Source organism: Enterobacter cloacae complex sp. P18RS (assembly GCF_014982105.1).
Taxonomy (GTDB): Bacteria; Pseudomonadota; Gammaproteobacteria; order Enterobacterales; family Enterobacteriaceae; genus Enterobacter; species Enterobacter hormaechei_C.
The window spans coordinates 330975-354107 of sequence record NZ_JADCKV010000006.1 but is presented as its reverse complement, the minus strand read 5'-3'; the positions used below and the strand labels follow the sequence as shown (position 1 = coordinate 354107).

The following is a 23133-nucleotide window of genomic DNA, read 5'->3' as shown; positions in this document are numbered from 1 at the left end:
GCTAAGACTGAAAGCCGACCTTCGGGTCGGCTTTTTTATGGCTGTTGCAGGGGCTTTCTCATTCCGGTGACCTCCGGCATTATCTGCCGCATCAGCTCCAGAAAACGCCGCAAGCGCGCCGGATAATAACGAGACCAGGGGTAAACCAGATGTACCGGTAACGCTGCCGGCTGCCACTCTGGCAGTAGATGCACCAGTCTTCCTTCCTGAATATCATCCTGTACCGTCCAGCTGGATACCACCGCCACGCCAAGCCCGGTGAGTGCCGTATTGCGCGCCACATACAGGCTGTCTGTACTCAGGCGTGGCGTAATGGTAACCCGCGCCGGGGCGGATGATGCATCGTGGAAAAGCTCCACATGGCGTTGATAAAAAGAGCTGATGGCAATCCAGGGAAGCTGCTGCAAATCTTCCGGCGTTTTAACCGCGGGATAACGGGCCAGTAATTCCGGTGAAGCCACCACCGAGCGCGGCACTTCAGCCAGCAGCACGGACACGGTTGCCGGATCGACTTCCACACCCACCCGAATAGCACAGTCAAGGTTGTCGCCGAGGAAATCAACCGAGCGATCGTTGAGCATCCACTCTACAGAAAGCTGGGGATAGCGCTGTAAAAATTCGGTTAACGGTTTCAGAAGCTGATCCTGGCCAAACGCGTGCGGGGCGCGCACCCTCAGCACCCCAACCGGTTCATCTTCCGTCTGCCCTACCTCGTCTTCCAGCGCCAGCCAGCTGTCAATCACCCGTCGGGCATGCTGATAGCAGCGTTCGCCGTCATCGGTCAGCCGGGTCGTATGGGTTGTGCGCAGCATCAGGCGTACTCCCAGCATGGTCTCAAGCGACTGCAACCGTCGGCTCACCGTGGCCTGGGTTGTTGCCAGCTGACGTGCCGCCGCAGAAAGAGACCCCGCCTCCACAATGCGAACAAACGTTCGCATCAGTTCTACCCGATCTATACGCTCAGACCTTTTCATACCATTTTTACCCATACGCCACACGTATAAGCGTTTTACCACCGCGCCCGCTACCGTCACAAGGCGTACTGATAAAAAATAGCCGCACACGACGAATGAGGTACATCTTATGAACACAACCACCACCCGGGCAGTAAGCCGCTGGGTAATCTTAATGCTGGCGCTCGGTGCGGGCTTTAGCGTGGCATCCATCTATTATGCCCAGCCTCTGCTGCCGCTGATGGGCTCAGACCTGCATCTGAGCATCGAAGGCATGGGCATGGTCCCGACGCTCACCCAGGCGGGTTATGCCCTGGGCATCCTGTTTCTGCTCCCGCTCGGCGATCGTCATGACCGCAGAACGCTGATCCTGATAAAAAGTGCGGCTCTGGCGCTGTTCCTGCTGGGTTGTAGCCTGACCGGACAACTGCACTCCCTGCTGCTCACCAGCCTGCTGATTGGCATGGCCGCCACCATGGCGCAGGATATTGTCCCGGCCGCAGCGATCCTCGCGCCGGAAGGTAAACAGGGAAAAACGGTCGGCACGGTGATGACCGGCCTGCTGCTGGGGATTTTGCTCTCCAGAACCGTGAGCGGCGTGGTGGGTGAGGCCTTTGGCTGGCGGGTGATGTATCAGCTGGCCGCCGCAAGTATTGCCTTTATTGGCGTGGTGATGTGGGCCGTGCTTCCCCGCTTCGCCGTTCACTCCACGCTGAGCTACCCGGCGCTGATGCGCTCCATGGAACACCTCTGGCGCCGATATCCGGCGCTGCGTCGGGCCGCGCTGGCCCAGGGTTTTCTGTCGATTGCCTTTAGCGCATTCTGGTCAACGCTGGCGGTCATGCTGCTGGAACGGTATCACCTTGGCAGTGCCATAGCGGGTGGATTTGGTATTGCCGGAGCCGCTGGCGCGCTGGCCGCACCGCTGGCGGGTGGTCTTGCCGATAAGCTGGGCGCCGGTAAAGTCACCCAACTGGGTGCCGCGCTGGTGACCCTCTCGTTTGCCCTGATGTTCCTGATGCCGGCACTGGGTGTACACGGTCAGTTGATCCTGATTGCCCTCTCCGCGGTCGGTTTCGATCTCGGCTTGCAGTCCAGCCTCGTGGCCCACCAGAACCTGGTCTATAGCCTTGAGCCGCAGGCCCGCGGACGCCTGAACGCCCTGCTGTTTACCGTCATTTTCATCGGAATGGCGCTAGGTTCGGCAGTAGGCAGCAATATCTATACGCTGGCGGGCTGGTCTGGCGTGGTGGCTCTGGCAACCCTGTGTGGCGCCATTGCGCTGGCTATCAGAGTGGTTGAAAGCGCCAGGGTGCTGTCCGCACAGGCTGAAAGTGTGTAAAAAAAATGCCCAACCCGGACGGGTTGGGCAGTCAAAACATGCCCAGTTTCAAGACATGTCAAACAGGTCAGAGTCTTATTTGTTCATCTGGAACAAAGACATACCCTGCATATCGCTAAAGGCTTTATACGAGGCCTGCAACGCCGCCTGCTGCATGGTGTAGGACGAAATCACCGAGTTCCAGTCCACGTCAACCAGGTTACTCATCTGCTGCGTCTGACCCAGCGCGCGGTCTTCACCCAGAGCGTCCAGCTTGCCCAGCTCATCCAGCTTGATGCCGAGGTCGGCGCGCACGGTCAGCACGTTGTTGAGGGAGTTGCTCAGGCCACGGTTGGCTTTATCAATAGCCGCCGTAAACGCCTCGGCTTTCGTTTCGTCCTCCCCAATCGGCGTATTCAGCGCTTCAATTGCGGAGTCGAGGATCTTGAACAAATTCGTTTCCGGCGCACTACCATCTGGCTCTGGCTTGGCATTGCTGGTGAAGCTATCGAAAACTTCAGTGCCCGTATGGCTAATTTGCATCGTGCGCGCGGAGTCAACCTGCTGGCTGATTGGCGTTCCGCCGCCCTTATAATCACCCGTAGTCTGGTCGAAAGCCGCCGCTTCGGTCTTGTAACCGGAAAAAATATAGCGACCGTTACCGTCCGTGCTGTTAGCCAGGTTCATGAGCTGATCGCGAATACCTTGCAGGTTTGTGGCCAGCGAAGCGCGGTCATCGTCACTTAACGTACCGTTGCCCGCATTGACAATCTTTTCCTGAGCAGCCTGGATGGCGGTTGTCACTTGCGATAACACGTTCTCTTCCAGCGAGACTTTCGTCGTAGCGAAAGAACGTGCCAGCGCATACTGGCTGTTTTGCGTTTGGGCCTGAGAGAGCACAACGGCCTGCGAGGCGGCAATCGGATCGTCAGACGGACGGTTGATACGCTTCCCCGTAGACATCTGCTCGCCGTAGCTGAGCCAGAGACTTTGGGAGTTCGTCACGCCGCGCATGCTTTGCTCATACATCATTTGAGTACTAATACGCATTTTTTATGCCTCAGCCTTAGCGGATATTGATCAATGCATCAAACAGCGTGCTCGCCGTTTGCAGCACCTGCGCATTCGCCAGATAGTACTGCTGATAGCGTTGCAGGTTGCCATACTCTTCATCCAGGTTAACCCCGGAGATTGACTGCTGTTGTTTGGTCAGCTGCGTCACCACGTTAACTTTGGTTTCGCTGCTGGTTTTCAGCGACGCCGTGGTGCTGCCCACCGTACTGACCAGCGCGGCATAAGCATCGTTAAAGGTTTTGTTCCCTCCCACCAATTTGGCGCTCTGTAAATCCAGCAGCTTCTGGCCATTGGTATTGTCGCTTTCGCCGCTTCCTTTCGCGGAAGCCATCGCCAGTTTGGATTCGTCGCTGATCGCTACGTCCATATTCACAATGACGTCATTCACCGGTTTGACGATGAAACTGTCTTTATTATCGGCTGAGCCGCTAATCTTAACGTTGAGACCATCAAACGACAGATTACCGCTGCCGTCAGGCTTGGCCGTGAAGCTGGTATTGTCCGACAGACGCGTGATTGTCCAGTCAGTACCGTTGTACTCAACTTTATAGTTTGTCGCCTGGACCTTTGTACTGTCCGTCATCGTGGCCGTAACGGACGCGCTTCCGGTGTTTTTACCGTTACTCAGCACTGCCGGCGAGCCAAAATCAAACAGCTTGCCGCCTGCATCCCCGTTGGCATCAAAGCCCGCCTGGTGCTGGGTATTCATGGCATCCGCAAACGCCAGCGCCATCTGGTTAAGTGTGTTTCGCGCCTGATCCAGATCCTGAGAACGGAACGTTAACAGCCCGCCAAGCGACCCCGTGGTGATCTGTTTTTCTGAGATCTCCACGTTGCCCGCTGCGGCATCCACATACGCAATTGTTGTACGCGCTGGGTCCGCACTGGATTTCACCGCCGCCAGCTGGCTGGCGTTGCTGCCCTGTACCAGGGTGTAACCGTTGGCGATAGAGATGTTGTAGGTGCCGCTGTCCTGTACGGTGACGTCCACACCGACAATCTTGTTCAGTTCACTCACCAGCTGATCGCGCTGATCGAGCAGTTCGTTCGGAGATGCGCCCGCACCGACGCCAGTCAGTCGGGAGATCTGATCGTTAAGATTGGCAATCTGTTTCGCGTAGTTATTGATCTGATCGACGCTGGTAGAAATCGCCGTATTGACCTGCGCATCCTGATCGCGGAGATATTGATCGTTGGTTTTAAACTGGTTTACCAGACCATCCGCCTTCCCGAGTACCGTCTGGCGAGCAGCCGGATCTTCTGCGTTACTCACCAGCGTTTGCAGGCTTTTAAAGAAATCCTGGAGGTTGGCAGAAAGCGAGTTCGTGGTATCAGAAAGCACATCGTCAATTTTTGACATCTGCTGGTAGCGCGTGGTCAGCCCACTGCTCTGGTTCTGCGCCGCGCGCAGCTGGTTGGTGATAAACGCATCATATTCACGCTGAACACCGGAGACATAGACCCCGTTACCCACCCAGCCACCGCCGGTCAGGGTGCTGTTTGATGCCCCCAGAATGGTGGTCTGGCGGGTATAACCTGCCACGTTGTAGCTTGAAATATTATTACTGACGGTATTGAGTGCCGACTGCGCAGCACTGAGGCCACTCATGGCGCTGTTAATCAAACTGGACATGGGGGTTCCTTTTATACGTTCAGACACGAGTCCTGATGAAGGTTATCGGCAACCTCCACCGGGACTTGAGAACTTTCAGAACAGATTTTCGAGATCTGTGCTATACGCTTTGCTGACCTTCTCAGACATGGATTTCAGCTGCTGGATCATGCTGGTCAGCTTGCGCGCATAGTTTGGATCGGTCGCGTAGCCAGCATTCTGCAATGCCTGAGCGCCCTGCTCTGGCGTGGCGGCCTGGGTCACGGCGGTGTAGCGCGGATTCCGGCTCAGCAGCCCGACATAATCCGACAACGCTTCCAGATACGAGCTGTAGACGCGGAATTTGGCTTTCACCTTCACTGCCGCACCGTTCTCATATTCGGTGGTAGTGATCTCGGTGGTCGGCCCCTTCCAGCTGGAGGTGGCCTTCACGCCAAAGATGTTGAAGCTCGGCTCACCGTTCTCCCTGCGGATCTGACGTTGCCCCCAGCCCGACTCCAGCGCCGCCTGCGCCAGAATCAGATGGTGCGGCACGCCGCTCTCTTCACTGGCAAGACGCGCCGGCAGGGAGAGCTGCGCCAGGAAGTCTTTGCTGTCGCCGGAGAGCGGCTCGTCACGCGTTTCTGCCGGCTTCGGCATCGCCTTACGCACCATCTGCGTCAGCGCCTGATTTTGATAACTGGTCACCTTTTCCAGATCAAACTTCAGCGGCACCTGCGGCGGGGCCTCTTCAGGCGGGAGCCCCTGAGCGGCTGCGGTCTGCTTCACGATCATGTCCGCCAGGCCGAGCCCCTTTCCGGCGGTCATTTGCTGGGCAATCTGCTGATCGTACATGCTGGTGTAAAGCCGCGTGGAATCGCTGCTAAACATGCCATCTTTCGGCAGGGTTTCACGCATGCTTTTCAACATCATTTGTACGAACATGCCTTCCACCTGACGGGCAACCGGGCGGATATTCGCCGCCGGATCCTTGCCCGCTTTGGTTTTCAGCTCGTTGAGCGACTGGGCATCCCAGGCGGCACTGGTCAACAGTTTGCTATCGGTCAGCATTTAGATGATTTCCAGTCTGGCGCGCAGGCAGCCTGCACTTTGCATGGATTGCAGAATGGACATCAGATCCATTGGCGTTGCACCCAGCGCATTCAGAGCACGCACCACGCTGTTCAGGTTGGCGCTGGAGCGCACGCTCTGCAACGAACCGCCGCTCTGTCGTAAATCAATCTGCGTTTGCGGGGTCACTACCGTCTGACCGCCACCAAACGGGGTATCCGGCTGGCTGACGTTGGCCGAGCGGTTAACCGTGACGGAGAGATTGCCCTGCGCCACGGCGCAGCTGTCCAGCGTCACTTCGCGGTTCATCACCACCGAGCCGGTACGGGAGTTGATAATGACTTTCGCATCCTGCACCGGCACGTTCACTTCCATATTCTGGATATCGGCCAGCAACCGCACCTGGTTGCTGCTGCCGGTTGACGTGCGGATCTGCACGGTACGGGCATCCAGCGCGGTGGCGCTGCCGTAGCCCCGGCTGCGGTTGATGGTGTCAGCGATCTGCTGCGCCATCGTAAAGTCTTCGTTATTCAGTTGCAGGTTAATGGTGTTGCCGGTGCCGAACTGGGTCGGCAGCTCACGTTCGATGATCGCGCCGTTGGTAATACGTCCCCCGTTCAGCTGGTTCACCTGCACGCTGCTGCCGCCCGCCGACGCGCCTGCTCCGCCAACCAGAATGTTGCCCTGCGCCAGAGCATACACCTGGCTGTCGACGCCTTTCAGCGGCGTCATCAGCAACGTACCGCCGCGCAGGCTTTTGGCGTTACCCATCGACGAGACAACCACGTCGATGGTCTGCCCCTGACGCGCAAAGGCCGGATAAGACGCGGTCACCATCACGGCCGCCACGTTTTTCAGCTGCATGTTGGTCCCGGCCGGTACGGTAATACCGAGCTGCGAGAGCATATTGTTCAGGCTCTGGGTGGTGAACGGCGTCTGGGTCGTCTGGTCACCCGTCCCATCCAGCCCCACCACCAGGCCGTAGCCAATCAGCGAGTTTTCGCGCACGCCCTGCACGCTGGTGAGATCGCGTATGCGATCGGCCTGCGCAACGGTAGCGACCAGCGACAGCGCCACGGCGAAGAGAAATTTATACATAGGTCACCTCGCTTACATCGGCGATAAGTTAAGGAAGAAGCGTTGCAGCCAGCCCATATTTTGCGCTTCGTTGATGTAGCCGTTGCCGACGTACTCAATGCGCGCATCCGCCACCTGGGTGGACGGTACGGTGTTGGTGCCGCTGATAGTGCGAGGGTTAACCACACCGGAGAAGCGAATGAATTCCGTACCCTGGTTAATGGCGATCTGTTTTTCGCCCACCACGTGCAGGTTGCCGTTCACCAGAACCTGGTCAACCGTAACCGTCAGCGTTCCGCTGAAGGTGTTGCTGGCGTTCGCACCACCTTTACCGTTAAAGGTGTTGCCGCCGGAGGCTTCCACATCCGCACGGGCGTTGCCGAACAGCCCTTGCAGATAGCGCGGCACGGTGTCGAAGCCAAAATTGGTTTTGCCGTCGCGGCTGGCGTTCGCCGACGAGCTCTTACTCGCACTGACGTTTTCCTGCAACACAATGGTCAGCGTATCGCCAACGTTACGCGGACGACGGTCTTCAAACAGCGGCTGATAACCGTAGTTAATCGGCTGCGCGGTCTGGAAAATAGAGCCGTTCACCACCGGCGCGGGGCCGGGAACGGGTTGGGCGGTAGTCGCACCCTGTACCAATGGTTTAGACGGGATCCAGGCACACCCGCTGAGGGTGACGGCCAGAACAGTCAGGATCGGATAACGAAACGCCGCGTTTTTTTGCATTGCCTTCATCTTCGAAAACAGGGAGCCGGTGCGACGTTTACCGCACCGGGCTACACCTTAGAGTTGCGTCAGTTTTTGCAGCATCTGGTCGGTCGTCGACACTGCTTTACTGTTAATTTCATAGGCGCGCTGGACCTGGATCATATTCACCAGCTCTTCCGCCACGTTAACGTTCGAGGTTTCCACATACCCCTGATACAGCAGCCCCGCCCCGTTCAGGCCCGGGGTACTTTCATTTGGCGTGCCGGAAGACTGCGTTTCGGTGTAGAGGTTCTCGCCGATGCTTTCCAGTCCGGTATCGTTCATGAAGGTGGTCAGGTTGAGCTGTCCAACCTGGACCGGCGCGGCCTGACCTTGCTGAGTGACGCTGACGATGCCGTCACGACCAATGGTGATACTCAGCGCGTTCGCCGGGATGGTGATCGCAGGCTGAACCTGGAAACCGCCCGCCGTCACCAGCTGACCATTCTGATCCACCTGGAACGAACCATCGCGGGTATAGGCGGAGGTCCCGTCAGGCAGCTGCACCTGGAAGAAACCCTGACCTTTAATGGCAACGTCTTTACTGTTGTTGGTCTGGGACAGGTTGCCCTGGCTGTGCAGACGCTCGGTGGCGACCGGGCGCACGCCGGTACCAATTTGCAGACCGGACGGCAGCGTGGTTTGCTCAGAAGACTGCGCCCCTGGCTGACGAATCGTTTGATAAAGCAAATCTTCGAAAACCGCACGCTGGCGCTTGAAACCATTGGTGCTGACGTTTGCCAGGTTGTTGGCAATCACATCCATATTGGTTTGCTGTGCGTCCAGACCGGTTTTCGCGATCCATAAAGAACTGATCATAGGGAGTCCTGTTAACTCATAGCCAGAAGTTGGTTAGCCTTGCCTGCGTTTTCATCGACGCTGCTGATGATTTTCATCTGCATTTCGAAGCGGCGGGCGCTGGCGATCATGTCGGTCATGGCTTCCACCGGTTTGACGTTACTGCCTTCCAGCACGCCGGACATCACGCGGATGGTCGGGTCGGCCTGTAACGTGGCGCCACGCGTGGCCTGCGCCGCCTGGGTCAGACGGAACATCCCGTCATCGCCACGCTGTACTTCGTTGCCTTCCGCTTTCACCAGCTTCAGACGACCGACAGGCGCAACGGTGTTCGCCGGGTCGCCCGGGTTTAACGCCGAGATCGTCCCGTCTGCCGCAATGGTCAGCTCTGACCCTTCCGGCACCGTCAACGGACCGGCTTCGCCCATAACCGGATGCCCCTGAATCGTCAGCTGCCCGGTGGCGCTCACCTGGATATTACCGTTGCGGGTATACCCTTCCCCGCCGTCAGCCGTTTGCACCGCCAGCCAGCCGTCCTGCTGAAGGGCAACGTCCAGCGGACGCGCGGTGTAATCCATCTGGCCTGGCGTCATGTCGGCGCCCGGCGTGGAGGCGGTGACCAACGTACGCGTGGGCAATGACAGCCCTTCTACCGGCACCGCACGCAGCGCGTTGAGCTGCGCACGAAAACCTGGCGTGGAAGCGTTCGCAAGGTTGCTGGCGGTAACAGCCTGCTGATTGAGCGTCTGGCTTGCTGCGCCCATCGCTGTATATATTGCGTGATCCATTGCGCTTTCCCGTCAGCTGCTTAACGCAGGTTAACCAGCGTGTTGAGGATCTGATCCTGGGTTTTGATGGTCTGCGCGTTGGACTGGTAGTTACGTTGCGCGACGATCATGTTCACCAGCTCTTTACTCAGATCGACGTTGGAGGCTTCCAGCGCACCGTTAGTCAGCGTGCCGAAGTTACCGGAACCCGCGGTTCCCAGCAGGGCAACCCCGGAAGACTGCGTGGCAGACCAGACGTTATCCCCTTCGGATTTCAGGCCTTCGTTGTTGGCGAAGTTTGCCAGTACGATCTGGCCCAGCACCTGGGTCTGTTCGTTCGAATAGTTACCGACAACGGTACCGTCATCGTTGATCTGGTAGCTCACCAGATCGCCCGGCTTATAGCCGTTCTGGCTCGTCGCCACGATGTTGTTCGCACCGGTGTTTTGCTGCATGGAGTTGGCGAAGCTCATGTCAAACGTGGCTGGCGTCGCGCCCGGAACGGTGCCCGTTGTGATCTTGATATCATCGCCACCCGTCAGCACACCACTCTCGTTAAAGGTCAGCGTGGTTGCCAGTTTCGCTGCATCTCCCGCTACGCTGCCGTCCTGCGAATACACTTTCCAGGAGTTAGCTGGCGTCTCGTTTTTGACATAAAACAGGTTCATGTTGTGCGCATTACCCTGGCTGTCAAACACCGTCACGGTGCCTTTCTTGTTGTAAGAGTCAGGGTTGGACGGATCGAAGGCGACGGTTGGCGCGGTATCGGTGGAGTTCAGGTTGATCTGCTGAGAGGCAGTGGTGGTGGACTTCGCCGCCATCAGCGTCGTTGGGATGGAGATCGCCTGCGGATTCGCACCGGTTTGCACCGTAGGCGGTGTGCCGGCAACCGGATAACCGGTTAACTGAAGCCCCTGCATGTTCACCAGGTTACGGTTTTCATCCAGCTTGAACTGGCCGTTGCGGCTGTAGAACACGGAACCGTTGGCATCCACCATACGGAAGAAACCGTTCTGGCTGATGGCGACGTCCAGACCACGACCGGTGTTGGTGGTCGTCCCGTCGGTGAAGTCCTGGGTGATACCCGCCACCTTCACGCCCAGACCCACTTTAGAGCCTGCAAACATATCTGCAAAAGACGCAGAACCGGATTTAAAACCATAGGTCGCGGAGTTGGCGATGTTGTTGCCAATGACGTCCAGGTTGGTGGCCGCAGCATTCAGGCCGCTGACCGCTTGAGAAAAGGCCATGACTTACTCCTGATAAGTATTAAGGCTTAGATAATCTGCCGAACTTCGTCGAGTGTGGTGGTACCGGAGGTACCCAAATCCAGTTTGTTGCCATCGCTACCCTTGATGACGCCCTGAACCAGGGCAAACTGTAGCGGCTGAGCCACCAGCTGAGTGGTGCCGTTGCTGGCGCTAATCGCAACCTGATACGAGCCGTTAGGCGCTTTAGTGCCGTCGGTCAGGCTGCCATCCCAGGTAAAGGTATGAACGCCCGCTTTAAGCTCGCCAATCTCAATCGTGCGCACCACGTTGCCGCTGGCGTCTTTGATTGTGGCGGTGACTTTGTCGGCCGGCTGCTGCAACTCAACGCCAAACGGCGTCGTGGTGGTGGTGGACGTGCCATCGGTAGTGCTGGTGCCCGCCAGAATCGTGGTCCCCGGGATCATCACCCCGTGACCGATCAGGTTGGCGGCCTGCAAGGACTGGCTGTTATCGATTTGACCGGAGACCGAGCCGAGCGTGGTGTTCAGTTTCTCAATGCCGCTGACGGTACTGATCTGCGCAAGCTGCGTGGTCAGTTCGTTGTTCTGCATCGGATTGGTCGGGTCCTGATTTTTCAGCTGCGCCACCAGCAGGGTCAGAAAGCTGCTCTGTAAATCGGAGGCATTGCTCCCGGTGAGAGAGCTGGAACCGGTCGCACTGCTGGTGCTGTTGACGCCGGTATTTGTCGGGTCATTCACGTTTACGGCGATGGACATGCGTGTCTCCTTTACTGGCCGAGAGTGAGTGTTTTGAGCATCATGCTCTTCACGGTATTAAGCACTTCGACGTTTGCCTGGTAGCTGCGCGACGCGGACATGGAGTTCACCATCTCCCCGACCACATCCACGTTCGGCATTTTCACGTAGCCGCTGGCATCCGCGAGCGGGTTGCCAGGCTCGTAAACCAGCTTGTCGGGTGCCTGGCTCTCAACCACGTCCGCCACTTTTACGCCGCCCGTTGCCGCACCCGGTGCAGCATCAACCTGGAAGACAACCTGTTTAGCGCGATACGGTTGCCCGTCAGGGCCGGTCACGCTGTCGGCGTTGGCCAGGTTACTGGCGGCCACGTTCAGCCGTTTGGACTGCGCCGTTAATGCCGAACCGGCGATATCAAAAATATTCAGCAAGGCCATTTACTAATTGCCCCCCTGTAGGACGGTCATCATGCCTTTAATTTGCCCGCCGAGTAGCGTCAGACCTGTCTGGTATTGCAGGCTGTTATCGGCAAACTGTGTGCGCTCCCGGTCCATGTCGACGGTATTGCCATCAAGTGAGGGCTGATCGGGAATACGGTAAAGCAGGTCGGTCGTTGGCGCGGTCATCGCCTGAGCGGGAATATGACGTGAGGATGTCAGGGCCAGTGAGACACCCGTTCCTTCGGCACGTCCACGCTCCATCACTTTTTTGAGTTCACTGGAAAAATCAATATCGCGCGCCTGATACCCGGGGGTATCCGCGTTGGCGATATTGGCGGCTAAAATCTCCTGCCGCTGGGCGCGTAAATTGAGCGCTTCCTGCTGAAAACGTAACGCGGCGTCGAGTTTATCGAGCATGTCTCCTCCGCTGATGAGAAAATTTCAGTTCACAGCTTAAATCTCACCCCGTCTCCCCTATCGACGGAATAAGCGCAAAATGCGTCGCTATTTGTTGCGTTGATGGAAAACCACTGCGGGTAGAATTTGCTAAATTCTGGACATGGTGGAACGTGCGATGCGGACTTTTAAACGTGGCCTGGCGGCGACCCTACTGCTTTTAAGCCCTCTGGTGCAGGCTGAGGGGTTAGAGGACCAGCTCAATGCATTCTTTGCGCAGAAGCTGGCCGGTTTCAGCGATGACGTACGCGTGACCGTGCGCACCCCGCCTAACCTTTACCCTTCCTGCGAAGCCCCGTCATTTAGCGTGACCGGCAGCACCCGCTTATGGGGCAACGTGAACGTGCTGGCGCGTTGCGCCAATGAAAAACGCTACTTACAGGTTGCGGTTCAGGCGACGGGCAATTATGTTGTCGCCGCCGTTCCCATTCCCCGGGGCAGCCTGCTGCAACCTGACAGCGTAACGCTGAAGCGAGGCCGTCTGGATCAGCTTCCACCGCGGACGATGCTGGATATCAACCAGGCTCAGGAGGCGGTCAGCCTGCGCGATGTCGCTCCTGGACAGGCGATACAGCTATCCATGCTGCGCCAGGCGTGGCGGGTGAAAGCGGGACAACAGGTGATGGTGGTCGCCAATGGCGAAGGCTTTAGTATCAACAGTGAAGGAAAAGCGCTGAATAATGCCGCAGTGGCACAAAATGCCCGGGTCAGAATGTCCTCAGGCCAGGTGGTCAGCGGCACGGTCGGTCCTGATGGGAATATTCTGATTAACCTGTAATCTTTTTAAAGATTTCGCGGCGACTGCCGATAAATATTCAACAAATGATGATGTCAGGCGCAAACGCCGCGAACCCTCGATGAGGACAACACTATGAGCATTGATCGTACATCAGCCCTGAAGCCGGTTAGCACTGTACAACCTCGCGAAACGAATGAGGCTGCCCCGCAAAAAACGCGTCTGGAAAAAACGTCGACGGCTAACAGCACCAGCGTCACGCTGAGCGATGCGCAGTCGAAGCTGATGCAGCCAGGCAGCAGCGATATCAATATGGAACGTGTTGAAGCGCTGAAAACGGCTATCCGTAACGGCGAACTGAAAATGGATACCAGCAAAATCGCTGATGCGCTGATTCAGGACGCACAGAGTTTCCTCCAGAGTAACTAACCGTATGAGTCGACTGTCAGAAATACTGGATCAGATGACGGTGGTCCTGAACGACCTGAAAACGGTGATGGATGCAGAACAGCACCACCTCTCTTCTGGTCAAATCAACGGCAGCGCGTTGCAACGCATAACTGAAGATAAAAGCTCGCTGCTGGCGACCCTGGATTATCTGGAAAAACAGCGACGCGCTGAGCAAGACGCGAAACGCAGCGCCAATGATGAGATCAACGAACGCTGGCAGACCATTACAGAAAAAACCCAGCATCTTCGCGATCTCAACCAGCATAACGGCTGGCTGCTGGAAGGACAGATTATCCGTAATCAGCAGGCGCTTGAAGTGTTAAAGCCCTATAAAGAGCCGGGGCTGTACGGTGCGGATGGTCAGACGGCCACGGCACGTATCACGGGTGGGAAAAAGATTTCGATTTGACGCAGTAGCGGCACGTCATGAAGCGGGGAGCACCTTCTGGTGAACTCCCCTTTTGGCGTTTATACCGTGCGGCGGGTGAACTCTTTCACTTTGAAGCCAAGCACCGCCAGCGTGGCAAAGTACGCCACCACACCGACCACCACCACGGCCATCAGACGCATCAGGCGGTAAGGCATGGTGCCCTGCGCCCACTCAGGCATGACATACAACATGCCAACCAGCGCGGCCGCCATCACCACTACCGCAATCGCCAGACGCAGCAGGAAGCTTGCCCAGCCCGGCTGCGGTGTGAAGATATCCTGCTTGCGCAGCTGCCAGTACAGCAGCCCGGCGTTCAGACAGGCCGCCAGACCAATCGACAGTGACAGCCCCGCGTGTTTCAGCGGTCCAATAAACGCCAGGTTCATCAGCTGCGTCATGATCAGCGTCACAATGGCAATCTTAACCGGCGTTTTGATGTCCTGACGTGAATAGAAACCGGGCGCAAGCACCTTCACGACAATCAGCCCCATCAGCCCCACCGAGTAGGCTACGAGCGCACGCTGGGTCATGGCGGCATCAAAGGCGGTGAATTTTCCATACTGGAACAATGAAACCGTCAGCGGTTTTGCCAGGATCCCCAGCGCCACCGCGCTTGGCAGCGCCAGCAGAAAACAGAGACGCAGGCCCCAGTCCATCAGGCGGCAGTATTCATCGTGGTTGCCGCTGGCGAAACTTTTCGACAGCGACGGCAGCAGAATAGTCCCCAGCGCCACGCCCAGCACCCCGGATGGAAACTCCATCAGACGATCGGCGTAGTACATCCAGGACACCGAGCCCGACACCAGGAAAGAGGCGAAGATGGTATTGATGATCAGCGAGATCTGGCTAACGGACACGCCGAGTATCGCCGGTCCCATCTGTTTGATAACGCGCATTGCGCCCGCATCTCTGAAATTAATGCGCGGCAGAACCAGCATGCCGATTTTTTTCAGGTGCGGAAGCTGGTAAGCAAGCTGTAACACGCCGCCGACGGTCACGGCCCAGGCCAGCGCCAGCACCGGTGGGTTAAAATGCGGCGCGGCGAACAGCGCAAAGCCAATCATGCTGACGTTGAGGAACGTGGGGGCAAAGGCCGGAACGGAGAAGCGGTTCCAGGTATTCAGGATGGCACCCACCAGCGACGCCAGCGAAATCAGCAGAATATAGGGGAAGGTTATACGCAGCAGTTGGGTGGTCAGGGCAAATTTATCCGCTGTGTCAGCAAAACCCGGCGCCGTCACCATGATCACCCAGGGCGCTGCCAGCATCCCCAGGACGGTCACGATCGCCAGCGCCAGCGTCAGTAATCCGGAAACGTAGGCCACAAAGACGCGGGTGGCATCTTCGCCCTGTTTGCTTTTATATTCTGCGAGGATCGGAACAAATGCCTGTGAAAAGGCCCCTTCGGCAAAAATACGGCGCAGCAGGTTTGGCAGCTTAAAGGCGACGAAAAAGGCGTCAGTCGCCATCCCGGCGCCAAAAACCCTTGCCACAATGGCATCGCGCGCAAAGCCAAGCACGCGGGAAAACATGGTCATCGAGCTGACGGCCGCCAGCGATTTTAATAAGTTCATTAACGTGAAGTTCCACAACCCTACGGATTTCCAGGACGGGCAAGCGTTAGCGCCACCCGGCAAAGCCAACAAGCGGCGCTTAGTCTAACCGGATTTCAACGAATTACTATCGGCAGATGTTACAACGCGTTATTCCGACATGGCTTCGCGCCAGAGTCGTTCCACAATGCGCTGCGCCAGAATAGCCTGCTCCCCGGACGTTTCAGGAACCGTCTGATTCTGCACGCAGGTGATGAAGTGACGCGCGCAGCCCACAAAGCCACGCTGCTCCAGGGTGCTTTGCCAGCCGGGAACCGGTAACGCGACCACGCCATTGCCCTTCTCTTCCCGCCACTCTCGCATATCGGTGACGTCATACAGCGCGCCATCCGTAACGGCCTGCACGGACTCGCGCTGGCTGCCCGCCCGACGATGCATGCTGGTCGTCACCTGCAAATGCTCAACGGCAAAATGATGTTCGGCGTAAACCATCTCACCCTGCTCGTTGGTCAGCAGCGTGCCGCTTTGCAGCTGGGCTTTTCCGTTACTCAGCCACAGGGCCGTATCCACGACGTGGAGATAATCATCCAGCAGCGTGAAGCGCAGGTCGTTCGGTCCCACGCTGTCGGTACGGTGCTTATCCATACGCAGAGAGGCGAACGAGCCGGACTGCGCTTTAAGCTGCTGATAGAGCGGCGCAAAACGGCGGTTGAAGCCGACCATCAGCGTCAGCTTTTTACGCGCGGCCAGCTCAATCAGTCGCTCAGCATCCTGTACATTTTCCGCCAGGGGTTTATCCACGCAGACGTGAACGCCTGCGTTCAGCAACTCGCTCACCACCTGGTAGTGCGTCGCGGTTGAGGTATGCACAAATACCGCATCACATTCACGGGCTAAATCCTGTAGCGAACCGGCATAAGGGATGCGCCAGGTTTTGCAGATGCGCTCTGCTTTCTCGCGGGTGGGCGACCACGCCCCTTGCAGCGTCCAGTCGGACGCGGCGCCTAAAACGGGCAGCCAGGCTTTTTGCGCGATCCCTCCCAGCCCCACAACACCAATGCGTAATGTTGTCACGATTAATCTCCCAGATGTGCGAGTAACGCATCCAGACGCTGCTTCAGCCCGGCAACCTCGTCTTCCAGGGCCGCCACGCGCGCGTTCAGGCTGTCGTTTGATGCTGGCGTGTCGGATTCTACGGCCAGCGCAGAGGGCTCAACGTCGCCGCTAAAAAGGTGCATGTAGCGGCTTTCACGCTTGCCCGGCTCGCGTGGCAGACGCACCACGTAAGGACCGTCCTCGCGTGAGGCTAATCGCTCCAGCGTCTGTTCAACGTCCTGCATATCCTGAAACTCATGCATGCGGGAGGCGCGCGTGCGCAGTTCACCCGGCGTCTGCGCCCCGCGCAGCAGCAGCGTGGTGATCACTGCCACTTCCGCGGCACTGAGTTTTAAATCGCCAAATTCGGAATTACAAAAGCGCTGTTCATATTTAGTGACGCGATTACCGAAGCCGCTGACGGTGCGCAGGTAGTGGCGCTTCACCAGCTCATCAAGGATATCCTGCACCTCGTGCTCGCCAAGGTTCATCACCGGCTCACGGTTCGTCTTCTGGTTGCAGGCCATCGTGACGGAATTCACGGACAGAGGATACTGTTCCGGCGTGGTGACCTGCTTTTCCAGAAGGCAGCCGACCACGCGCGCTTCGGCGCCATTTAACTGATATTTCATTTTTTCTCCTTAACGACCCGCGGTCCACTCCTGGGTGGTGAGCGCGGTGAGCACATGGTCCCGCCACTCGCCGTCAATCAGCAGATAATCTTTGGCATAGCCCTCTTTCTCAAACCCCAGGCGGGCCAGCAGATCGCCGCTGCGCTTATTGTGCGGCATGTAGTTGGCCATAATGCGATGGATATGTTGCGTGCGCTGCATGTAGCGAATCGCCGCCGTCAGCGCCTCAAACATGAGCCCCTGCCCCTGCCATTTCTGACCGATGGAATACCCGAGGTAACAGGCGTGAAACGACCCGCGTACCACGTTTGAAAAATTGGCAATGCCAACGATCTCTTTCTCTTCCGGATCGAGAAGCGCGAAATAAAACGCACTTCCCTGTTTATGAAATTCTGCAATCATACTGAGGCGCGCCTGCCAGCCAGAGGGGTAGCAGTGGCTCTCGTCCCGAACGGGTTCCCAGGGTTTTAAAAACTGGCGATTCTCGGCGTAATAATCCGCCAGACGCCAGGCATCACGCTCATGCACCAGACGAACGACCAGCCTGTCCGTCGTCAGACGCACTTTTGGCACATTACTGCGATAGCCAAACATCGTTACCACTCCTTCCCGTCGCTTCTGCTCTGCCTGTTAGCTTTACTATACCTGCGCCTGTGCCTTCTGTGAAAACAGTGACATACCATTTTGATCGCTTTTCACATTTTTCGATGAGAACTCTCTATCAAAGCACCTTTTTGATAAAAAAATATTGTCGCCAGCGGGTATGGGAAAAAGCCCGGCGACACCGCAGAATGTTAGCGTGCTCACCTTTTATTTTCCCTGGAGGGAAAATGTCCCGCGTATCACAGGCCAGGAGCCTTGGTAAATATTTCCTGCTCGTCGATAACATGCTGGTCGTGCTCGGCTTTTTTGTCGTTTTTCCGCTTATATCGATTCGTTTTGTCGATCAAATGGGCTGGGCGGCATTGATGGTCGGGATCGCGCTGGGTCTACGCCAGTTTGTACAACAGGGTCTGGGCGTGTTTGGCGGCGCAATAGCCGACCGCTTCGGCGCGAAACCGATGATCGTCACCGGCATGCTGTTACGTGCGGCGGGATTCGCCACCATGGCAATCGCTCATGAACCCTGGCTGCTGTGGTTCTCCTGTTTCCTTTCCGGGATTGGCGGCACCCTTTTCGACCCACCGCGTACCGCGCTGGTGGTTAAGCTTATCCGTCCGCAACACCGGGGGCTCTTCTTCTCCATTTTGATGATGCAGGACAGCGCTGGCGCGGTGGTGGGCGCCCTGCTGGGAAGCTGGCTGCTGCAATACGATTTCCGCCTGGTCTGCGCCACCGGCGCGGTGTTGTTTATTCTCTGCGCGCTGTTTAACGGTCTGTTTCTGCCCGCGTGGAAGCTGTCGACGGTGAAGGCGCCTGTGCGGGAAGGGCTTGACCGCGTGCTGAGCGATAAACGCTTCGTCACCTATGTGTTAACCCTGACTGGCTACTACATGCTCGCCGTGCAGGTCATGCTGATGCTGCCCATTATGGTTAACGATATTGCCGGCACGCCGGCAGCGGTGAAATGGATGTATGCCATTGAGGCCTGCCTCTCTCTGACGCTGCTCTATCCGATTGCCCGCTGGAGCGAGCGCCGTTTCCGACTTGAGCACCGTCTGATGGCCGGGCTGTTGCTGATGACGCTGAGCATGATGCCCATCGGCCTGGTGAGTTCGCTTCAGCAACTGTTTATGCTCATCTGCACCTTCTATATTGGCTCAATCATTGCCGAGCCAGCCCGTGAAACGCTGAGCGCGTCACTTGCCGACGCCCGGGCCCGAGGCAGCTACATGGGCTTCAGCCGTCTCGGGCTGGCGCTTGGCGGCGCACTGGGTTACACCGGTGGTGGCTGGCTGTTTGATGCCGGAAAAGAGCTCCATCAGCCGGAGCTGCCGTGGGTCATGCTCGGCATGGTCGGCTTTATGACGCTGATTGCCCTCTGGTGGCAGTTCAGTGATAAACGCAGCACCCGCGGGATGCTGGAGCCTGGCGCCTGACCCCTTTCATTATCAGTTTTTTCTGCTGGTTTCTGTTGGATCACCCTGACATACTGGCGTATCAGGACAGATGCGCCGATTTTATGTTGAGGAACGCCATGAAAAAGATCGTTATTGCCGCTGCGTTAATTGTCAGTGGTCTGCTGGTGGGATGTAACCAGCTTACGCAGTACACCGTCAGTGAGCAGGAAATTAATCAGGCGCTGGAAAAACATAATAACTTTTCAAAAGATATCGGCGTGCCCGGCCTTGCGGATGCGCATATCGTCCTGACGAATCTCGCCAGCCAGATTGGGCGCGAGGAGCCTAACAAAGTCACCCTTTCCGGCGATGCCAGCCTCGATATGACCTCGCTCTTCGGCAATCAGAAAGCGGATATCAAGCTGAAGCTCAAGGCGCTGCCGGTCTTTAATAAAGAGAAAGGGGCCATTTTCCTGCAAGAGATGGAAATCGTCGATGCAGTTGTGACGCCGGAAAAAATGAAACCGGTGCTGCAAACGCTGATGCCGTATCTCAACCAGTCGTTGCAGAACTACTTTAACCAACAGCCTGCCTATGTTCTGAGCGAAGACAAGAGCAAAGGCGAATCTCTGGCGAAAAAATATGCCAAAGGGATAGAGGTGAAACCGGGTGAAATCATCATCCCTTTCACCGACTAAACACTCCGGGCGCTCAGGCGCCCGTTTTTTTTAACGGAATAGTGTGCAAACGAAAACGTTTCCGCTTATGATTTGTGTCCGGCAAAAACAGCCCTCTTATGACTGATCTCTTTCAAGCCGGAGCTTCCATGACTGTACAATCCCAGGTTCTCAAAATCCGCCGCCCAGACGACTGGCATATCCATCTTCGTGATGGCGACATGCTGAAAACCGTCGTGCCGTATACCAGCGAAATTTATGGCCGTGCGATTGTTATGCCTAACCTGGTTCCGCCAGTCACTACCGTCGAGGCCGCGATTGCCTATCGCCAGCGTATCCTTGACGCCGTTCCGGCCGGACACGATTTTACCCCATTGATGACCTGCTACCTGACGGACTCGCTGGATCCGAATGAAGTTGAGCGCGGGTTTAACGAAGGTGTATTCAACGCCGCGAAGCTCTACCCGGCGAATGCCACCACCAACTCCAGCCATGGGGTGACCAGTATTGATGCCATCATGCCTGTTCTGGAGCGTATGCAAAAACTGGGCATGCCGCTGCTGGTGCACGGGGAAGTGACCCACGCTGACATTGATATTTTCGATCGCGAAGCACGTTTTATCGAAACGGTCATGGAGCCGCTGCGCCAGCGTCTTCCGGGGCTGAAAGTGGTGTTTGAACACATTACGACTAAAGATGCCGCAGAGTATGTCCGGGATGGAAACGAGCTGATTGCCGCCACCATCACCCCGCAGCACCTGATGTTTAACCGTAACCACATGCTGGTGGGCGGCGTTCGCCCACATCTGTATTGTCTGCCGATCCTCAAGCGCAACATCCACCAGCAGGCGCTACGTGAGCTGGTCGCCAGCGGCTTCCCGCGCGCGTTCCTCGGCACGGATTCCGCCCCGCATGCCCGTCACCGTAAAGAGGCGAGCTGCGGCTGTGCAGGCTGTTTTAACGCCCCGACCGCCCTGGCAAGTTACGCAACCGTGTTTGAAGAGATGAATGCGTTAGACCATTTCGAAGCCTTCTGCTCCCTTAACGGCCCGCGTTTCTACGGTCTGCCGGTCAATGACACGTTCATTGAGCTGGAGCGCAAAGAAAGCCAGGTTGAAGCGTCGATTGCGCTCACCGACGATACGCTGATCCCCTTCCTGGCCGGTGAAACCGTAAACTGGACGGTAAAACGCTAAAAAAATCGCGCCCCCTGTTGTCAAACCGACAATATAACTGTATAAATAAACAGTATATTACACAGGGGGCATTTATGCGTATCGAAGTCACCATAGCCAAATCCACCGTCCTGCCTGCTGGCGCACTCGACGCTCTGGCGGGTGAACTATCCCGACGTATTAACAGCACTTTTCCTGAAAACGATGGCGCCGTAACGGTACGTTATGCGACAGCAAACCATCTTTCCGTCATCGGCGGCGCGAAAGAAGACAAAGAACGCATCAGCGAAATTTTGCAGGAAACATGGGAAAGCGCCGACGACTGGTTCATCACTGATTAAAATTTGCTCCCTCATTGTGTTTTTTTGCCGGGTCGCCCCGGCTTTTTTTCGTTTCGTCTCCTGAAAGTTCAAAATATTTCAGCATCTTCTTAGAAAATCGTGAACAAGATGGCGTTTTATTGTTCGAACAATCCTAAAAAGCATAAAAATGTGTTGCTACCCGTTTATTTTTTCCTTCTGAACCCTTATTAATTGATATACTGAAATTGCTTTCAGAAAAACATGCATTGAACCTCAAAGTCGTTGTCTTCTAACACGCATTAAGGGGGTTATAATGGAAAAGAATAGTGAAGTCATCCAGACCCATCCGCTTGTTGGCTGGGATATCAGCACCGTAGACAGCTACGATGCGCTGATGCTGCGTTTGCACTACCAGACCCCAAATCAGCAAAACCGTGATGAAGCGGAAGTTGGACAGACGCTGTGGCTTACAACAGACGTCGCCCGTCAGTTTATCTCTATTTTAGAAGCAGGCATCGCAAAAATAGAATCTGGCGACTATCAGGAAAATGAGTATAAACGGCATTGACCTTATGCCCCTTTTCACTCAACAGGCACCCTCGCGGTGCCTTATTTATTTCGCTCTTGTATAAGCCCACTTAGTTAATTACTCTGCTAACAAAGCGTTAGTAAAGAGAAGCCTATGAAATACGATTTAATCATTATCGGAAGCGGCTCCGTAGGATCTGCCGCCGGTTATTACGCCACGCAGGCGGGTCTGAAAGTGCTGATGATTGACGCCCACCTTCCCCCCCACTCTGAAGGAAGCCATCACGGCGATACCCGTCTGATCCGTCACGCTTACGGTGAAGGTGAACGTTATGTACCGCTGGTGCTTCGGGCTCAGACGCTGTGGGATGAGCTGACCGCCCTCACCGAAGATCGCATTTTTGAGCGCACCGGGGTCGTTAACCTGGGGCCAGCCAGCTCCACGTTTCTGGCGACCGTCGAGGAGAGCGCGAAAGCCTACCGCCTGGACGTCGAGCGTCTGGATGCAAACGGCATCATGGCGCGCTGGCCGGAAATTTCTGTCCCTGACGACTACATTGGGTTGTTTGAAGCCAACTCTGGCGTGCTGCACAGCGAAACGGCCATTAAGACCTGGATTGATCTCGCCGCCAAAGCGGGCTGCGCGCAGTTGTTCAACTGTCCGGTCACGGGCATCACCCACCATGCAGAGGGTTCAACCGTCACCACCTCTGAAGGTGAATATACCGCCACGCGTCTGCTGGTGAGTGCGGGAACGTGGGTGACGAAACTGCTGCCGGACCTGCCCATCCAGCCGGTGCGAAAAGTCTTCTCCTGGTTCCAGTCTGACGGGCGTTACAGCAGCCAGAACAAATTCCCGGCGTTTACAGGCGAGTTACCCAATGGCGACCAGTTCTACGGTTTTCCCTCGGAAAAAGACGCGCTCAAGATTGGCAAACATAACGGCGGGCAGGTAATTTCCTCTGCGGAAGAACGCAAGCCTTACGGTGCTTATCCGCAGGATGGTTCCGAAGCCTTCACATTCCTGCGTAATATCCTGCCGGGCGTAGGCGGGTTGCTTTACGGCGCAGCGTGCACCTACGACAACACCCCGGATGAAGATTTTATCATCGACACCCTGCCGGGACACGATAACACCCTGCTCGTAACCGGGCTCAGCGGTCACGGGTTTAAATTTGCCTCTGTGTTAGGTGAAATCGCCGCCCAGTTTGCGCAGGGGATCGCGCCTTCGTTTGATCTCAAGCCCTTCGCGCTCTCGCGCTTTAACCGATAATACCTCTACAGGCTC

Annotated in this window: 26 protein-coding genes; 10 read left to right on the top strand and 16 right to left on the bottom strand. The window is 56.5% G+C overall.

Going from position 1 to position 23133, the window contains the following annotated elements:
- Positions 1 to 35 precede the first annotated feature (35 nt).
- Positions 36 to 989 (bottom strand): LysR family transcriptional regulator, encoded by a 954-nt coding sequence (locus INF61_RS04040; protein WP_032671510.1) that lies wholly within the window; start codon positions 987 to 989, stop codon positions 36 to 38.
- A 94-nt stretch (positions 990 to 1083) separates the two neighbouring features.
- Here INF61_RS04040 and INF61_RS04035 point away from each other — a divergent pair, with 94 nt between their 5' ends.
- Positions 1084 to 2295, top strand: a complete 1212-nt coding sequence (locus tag INF61_RS04035) for an MFS transporter (protein WP_048247544.1) — start codon at positions 1084 to 1086, stop codon at positions 2293 to 2295.
- A 75-nt stretch (positions 2296 to 2370) separates the two neighbouring features.
- On the opposite strand, the gene flgL is transcribed toward INF61_RS04035, so the two are convergent.
- From flgL to flgB, 11 genes are all read right to left on the bottom strand, one after another.
- Positions 2371 to 3324, bottom strand: a complete 954-nt coding sequence (gene flgL, locus INF61_RS04030; protein WP_017693643.1) for a flagellar hook-associated protein FlgL — start codon at positions 3322 to 3324, stop codon at positions 2371 to 2373.
- 16 nt (positions 3325 to 3340) lie between these two features.
- A complete protein-coding gene (gene flgK / locus INF61_RS04025) occupies positions 3341 to 4981 on the bottom strand; it encodes a flagellar hook-associated protein FlgK (protein ID WP_045141457.1) in 1641 nt (546 codons plus the stop codon).
- Positions 4982 to 5056: 75 nt separating this feature from the next.
- Positions 5057 to 6010: a flagellar assembly peptidoglycan hydrolase FlgJ gene (flgJ, locus tag INF61_RS04020; RefSeq protein ID WP_017384732.1), complete on the bottom strand. Its 954-nt coding sequence runs from the start codon at positions 6008 to 6010 to the stop codon at positions 5057 to 5059.
- Positions 6011 to 7108 (bottom strand): flagellar basal body P-ring protein FlgI, encoded by a 1098-nt coding sequence (locus tag INF61_RS04015; protein ID WP_017384733.1) that lies wholly within the window; start codon positions 7106 to 7108, stop codon positions 6011 to 6013. It abuts the gene before it with no gap.
- Between the two features lie 12 nt (positions 7109 to 7120).
- On the bottom strand, positions 7121 to 7819 hold the full coding sequence (gene flgH, locus INF61_RS04010; protein WP_003857987.1) for a flagellar basal body L-ring protein FlgH: 699 nt from the start codon (positions 7817 to 7819) through the stop codon (positions 7121 to 7123).
- 57 nt (positions 7820 to 7876) lie between these two features.
- Positions 7877 to 8659 carry a flagellar basal-body rod protein FlgG gene (flgG, locus tag INF61_RS04005; protein ID WP_000625853.1) on the bottom strand — a complete coding sequence of 261 codons (783 nt, stop codon included), beginning with the start codon at positions 8657 to 8659 and terminating at the stop codon, positions 7877 to 7879.
- A gap of 11 nt (positions 8660 to 8670) precedes the next feature.
- The gene (locus INF61_RS04000; protein WP_003857990.1) at positions 8671 to 9426 is read right to left on the bottom strand and encodes a flagellar basal body rod protein FlgF; all 756 of its coding nucleotides are present in this window, start codon (positions 9424 to 9426) and stop codon (positions 8671 to 8673) included.
- Between the two features lie 20 nt (positions 9427 to 9446).
- Entirely contained in the window at positions 9447 to 10655 is a 1209-nt protein-coding gene (gene flgE, locus INF61_RS03995; protein ID WP_015570832.1) for a flagellar hook protein FlgE, read from the bottom strand.
- A gap of 26 nt (positions 10656 to 10681) precedes the next feature.
- On the bottom strand, positions 10682 to 11392 hold the full coding sequence (flgD, locus tag INF61_RS03990; protein WP_003857994.1) for a flagellar hook assembly protein FlgD: 711 nt from the start codon (positions 11390 to 11392) through the stop codon (positions 10682 to 10684).
- A gap of 11 nt (positions 11393 to 11403) precedes the next feature.
- Entirely contained in the window at positions 11404 to 11808 is a 405-nt protein-coding gene (flgC, locus tag INF61_RS03985) for a flagellar basal body rod protein FlgC (RefSeq protein ID WP_003857997.1), read from the bottom strand.
- Positions 11809 to 11811: 3 nt separating this feature from the next.
- Positions 11812 to 12228: a flagellar basal body rod protein FlgB gene (flgB, locus tag INF61_RS03980; RefSeq protein ID WP_003857999.1), complete on the bottom strand. Its 417-nt coding sequence runs from the start codon at positions 12226 to 12228 to the stop codon at positions 11812 to 11814.
- A gap of 157 nt (positions 12229 to 12385) precedes the next feature.
- On the opposite strand from flgB, the gene flgA reads away from it, so the two are divergent.
- The 3 genes from flgA to flgN all read left to right on the top strand — a co-directional run bounded on the left by flgA (position 12386) and on the right by flgN (position 13862).
- Complete coding sequence (flgA, locus tag INF61_RS03975; RefSeq protein ID WP_023296301.1) at positions 12386 to 13045, top strand: flagellar basal body P-ring formation chaperone FlgA; 660 nt, start codon at positions 12386 to 12388, stop codon at positions 13043 to 13045.
- A gap of 93 nt (positions 13046 to 13138) precedes the next feature.
- Positions 13139 to 13432, top strand: a complete 294-nt coding sequence (gene flgM, locus INF61_RS03970) for a flagellar biosynthesis anti-sigma factor FlgM (protein WP_003858002.1) — start codon at positions 13139 to 13141, stop codon at positions 13430 to 13432.
- Between the two features lie 4 nt (positions 13433 to 13436).
- Positions 13437 to 13862 (top strand): flagella biosynthesis chaperone FlgN, encoded by a 426-nt coding sequence (flgN, locus tag INF61_RS03965; protein ID WP_003858003.1) that lies wholly within the window; start codon positions 13437 to 13439, stop codon positions 13860 to 13862.
- A 59-nt stretch (positions 13863 to 13921) separates the two neighbouring features.
- Here the strand turns inward: flgN and murJ are convergent, their stop codons facing one another.
- From murJ to rimJ, 4 genes are all read right to left on the bottom strand, one after another.
- Positions 13922 to 15457, bottom strand: a complete 1536-nt coding sequence (murJ, locus tag INF61_RS03960; RefSeq protein WP_193547537.1) for a murein biosynthesis integral membrane protein MurJ — start codon at positions 15455 to 15457, stop codon at positions 13922 to 13924.
- Between the two features lie 129 nt (positions 15458 to 15586).
- Entirely contained in the window at positions 15587 to 16510 is a 924-nt protein-coding gene (locus INF61_RS03955; protein ID WP_017384736.1) for a Gfo/Idh/MocA family protein, read from the bottom strand.
- A 2-nt stretch (positions 16511 to 16512) separates the two neighbouring features.
- Positions 16513 to 17163 (bottom strand): YceH family protein, encoded by a 651-nt coding sequence (locus INF61_RS03950; protein WP_023303423.1) that lies wholly within the window; start codon positions 17161 to 17163, stop codon positions 16513 to 16515.
- A gap of 9 nt (positions 17164 to 17172) precedes the next feature.
- Positions 17173 to 17757 carry a ribosomal protein S5-alanine N-acetyltransferase gene (gene rimJ, locus INF61_RS03945; RefSeq protein WP_003858007.1) on the bottom strand — a complete coding sequence of 195 codons (585 nt, stop codon included), beginning with the start codon at positions 17755 to 17757 and terminating at the stop codon, positions 17173 to 17175.
- A gap of 236 nt (positions 17758 to 17993) precedes the next feature.
- On the opposite strand from rimJ, the gene mdtH reads away from it, so the two are divergent.
- The 6 genes from mdtH to solA all read left to right on the top strand — a co-directional run bounded on the left by mdtH (position 17994) and on the right by solA (position 23118).
- Positions 17994 to 19202, top strand: coding sequence for a multidrug efflux MFS transporter MdtH (gene mdtH / locus INF61_RS03940; protein WP_193547536.1), 1209 nt, complete (start codon positions 17994 to 17996; stop codon positions 19200 to 19202).
- 98 nt (positions 19203 to 19300) lie between these two features.
- On the top strand, positions 19301 to 19861 hold the full coding sequence (locus tag INF61_RS03935; protein ID WP_017384739.1) for a lipoprotein: 561 nt from the start codon (positions 19301 to 19303) through the stop codon (positions 19859 to 19861).
- A 128-nt stretch (positions 19862 to 19989) separates the two neighbouring features.
- The gene (gene pyrC / locus INF61_RS03930; RefSeq protein WP_045347286.1) at positions 19990 to 21036 is read left to right on the top strand and encodes a dihydroorotase; all 1047 of its coding nucleotides are present in this window, start codon (positions 19990 to 19992) and stop codon (positions 21034 to 21036) included.
- A 74-nt stretch (positions 21037 to 21110) separates the two neighbouring features.
- Positions 21111 to 21356 (top strand): DNA damage-inducible protein I, encoded by a 246-nt coding sequence (dinI, locus tag INF61_RS03925; protein WP_003858011.1) that lies wholly within the window; start codon positions 21111 to 21113, stop codon positions 21354 to 21356.
- Between the two features lie 274 nt (positions 21357 to 21630).
- On the top strand, positions 21631 to 21885 hold the full coding sequence (bssS, locus tag INF61_RS03920; RefSeq protein WP_015570838.1) for a biofilm formation regulator BssS: 255 nt from the start codon (positions 21631 to 21633) through the stop codon (positions 21883 to 21885).
- Positions 21886 to 21999: 114 nt separating this feature from the next.
- On the top strand, positions 22000 to 23118 hold the full coding sequence (gene solA / locus INF61_RS03915; protein WP_017693647.1) for an N-methyl-L-tryptophan oxidase: 1119 nt from the start codon (positions 22000 to 22002) through the stop codon (positions 23116 to 23118).
- Positions 23119 to 23133 lie beyond the last annotated feature (15 nt).

Bases quoted from the DNA above. Each gene is read 5' to 3' on its own strand.
- INF61_RS04040 (WP_032671510.1), bottom strand. From the start codon at position 989: ATGGGTAAAAATGGTATGAAAAGGTCTGAGCGTATAGATCGGGTAGAA.
- INF61_RS04035 (WP_048247544.1), top strand. From the start codon at position 1,084: ATGAACACAACCACCACCCGGGCAGTAAGCCGCTGGGTAATCTTAATG.
- flgL (WP_017693643.1), bottom strand. From the start codon at position 3,324: ATGCGTATTAGTACTCAAATGATGTATGAGCAAAGCATGCGCGGCGTG.
- flgK (WP_045141457.1), bottom strand. From the start codon at position 4,981: ATGTCCAGTTTGATTAACAGCGCCATGAGTGGCCTCAGTGCTGCGCAG.
- flgJ (WP_017384732.1), bottom strand. From the start codon at position 6,010: ATGCTGACCGATAGCAAACTGTTGACCAGTGCCGCCTGGGATGCCCAG.
- INF61_RS04015 (WP_017384733.1), bottom strand. From the start codon at position 7,108: ATGTATAAATTTCTCTTCGCCGTGGCGCTGTCGCTGGTCGCTACCGTT.
- flgH (WP_003857987.1), bottom strand. From the start codon at position 7,819: ATGCAAAAAAACGCGGCGTTTCGTTATCCGATCCTGACTGTTCTGGCC.
- flgG (WP_000625853.1), bottom strand. From the start codon at position 8,659: ATGATCAGTTCTTTATGGATCGCGAAAACCGGTCTGGACGCACAGCAA.
- INF61_RS04000 (WP_003857990.1), bottom strand. From the start codon at position 9,426: ATGGATCACGCAATATATACAGCGATGGGCGCAGCAAGCCAGACGCTC.
- flgE (WP_015570832.1), bottom strand. From the start codon at position 10,655: ATGGCCTTTTCTCAAGCGGTCAGCGGCCTGAATGCTGCGGCCACCAAC.
- flgD (WP_003857994.1), bottom strand. From the start codon at position 11,392: ATGTCCATCGCCGTAAACGTGAATGACCCGACAAATACCGGCGTCAAC.
- flgC (WP_003857997.1), bottom strand. From the start codon at position 11,808: ATGGCCTTGCTGAATATTTTTGATATCGCCGGTTCGGCATTAACGGCG.
- flgB (WP_003857999.1), bottom strand. From the start codon at position 12,228: ATGCTCGATAAACTCGACGCCGCGTTACGTTTTCAGCAGGAAGCGCTC.
- flgA (WP_023296301.1), top strand. From the start codon at position 12,386: ATGCGGACTTTTAAACGTGGCCTGGCGGCGACCCTACTGCTTTTAAGC.
- flgM (WP_003858002.1), top strand. From the start codon at position 13,139: ATGAGCATTGATCGTACATCAGCCCTGAAGCCGGTTAGCACTGTACAA.
- flgN (WP_003858003.1), top strand. From the start codon at position 13,437: ATGAGTCGACTGTCAGAAATACTGGATCAGATGACGGTGGTCCTGAAC.
- murJ (WP_193547537.1), bottom strand. From the start codon at position 15,457: ATGAACTTATTAAAATCGCTGGCGGCCGTCAGCTCGATGACCATGTTT.
- INF61_RS03950 (WP_023303423.1), bottom strand. From the start codon at position 17,163: ATGAAATATCAGTTAAATGGCGCCGAAGCGCGCGTGGTCGGCTGCCTT.
- rimJ (WP_003858007.1), bottom strand. From the start codon at position 17,757: ATGTTTGGCTATCGCAGTAATGTGCCAAAAGTGCGTCTGACGACGGAC.
- mdtH (WP_193547536.1), top strand. From the start codon at position 17,994: ATGTCCCGCGTATCACAGGCCAGGAGCCTTGGTAAATATTTCCTGCTC.
- INF61_RS03935 (WP_017384739.1), top strand. From the start codon at position 19,301: ATGAAAAAGATCGTTATTGCCGCTGCGTTAATTGTCAGTGGTCTGCTG.
- pyrC (WP_045347286.1), top strand. From the start codon at position 19,990: ATGACTGTACAATCCCAGGTTCTCAAAATCCGCCGCCCAGACGACTGG.
- dinI (WP_003858011.1), top strand. From the start codon at position 21,111: ATGCGTATCGAAGTCACCATAGCCAAATCCACCGTCCTGCCTGCTGGC.
- bssS (WP_015570838.1), top strand. From the start codon at position 21,631: ATGGAAAAGAATAGTGAAGTCATCCAGACCCATCCGCTTGTTGGCTGG.
- solA (WP_017693647.1), top strand. From the start codon at position 22,000: ATGAAATACGATTTAATCATTATCGGAAGCGGCTCCGTAGGATCTGCC.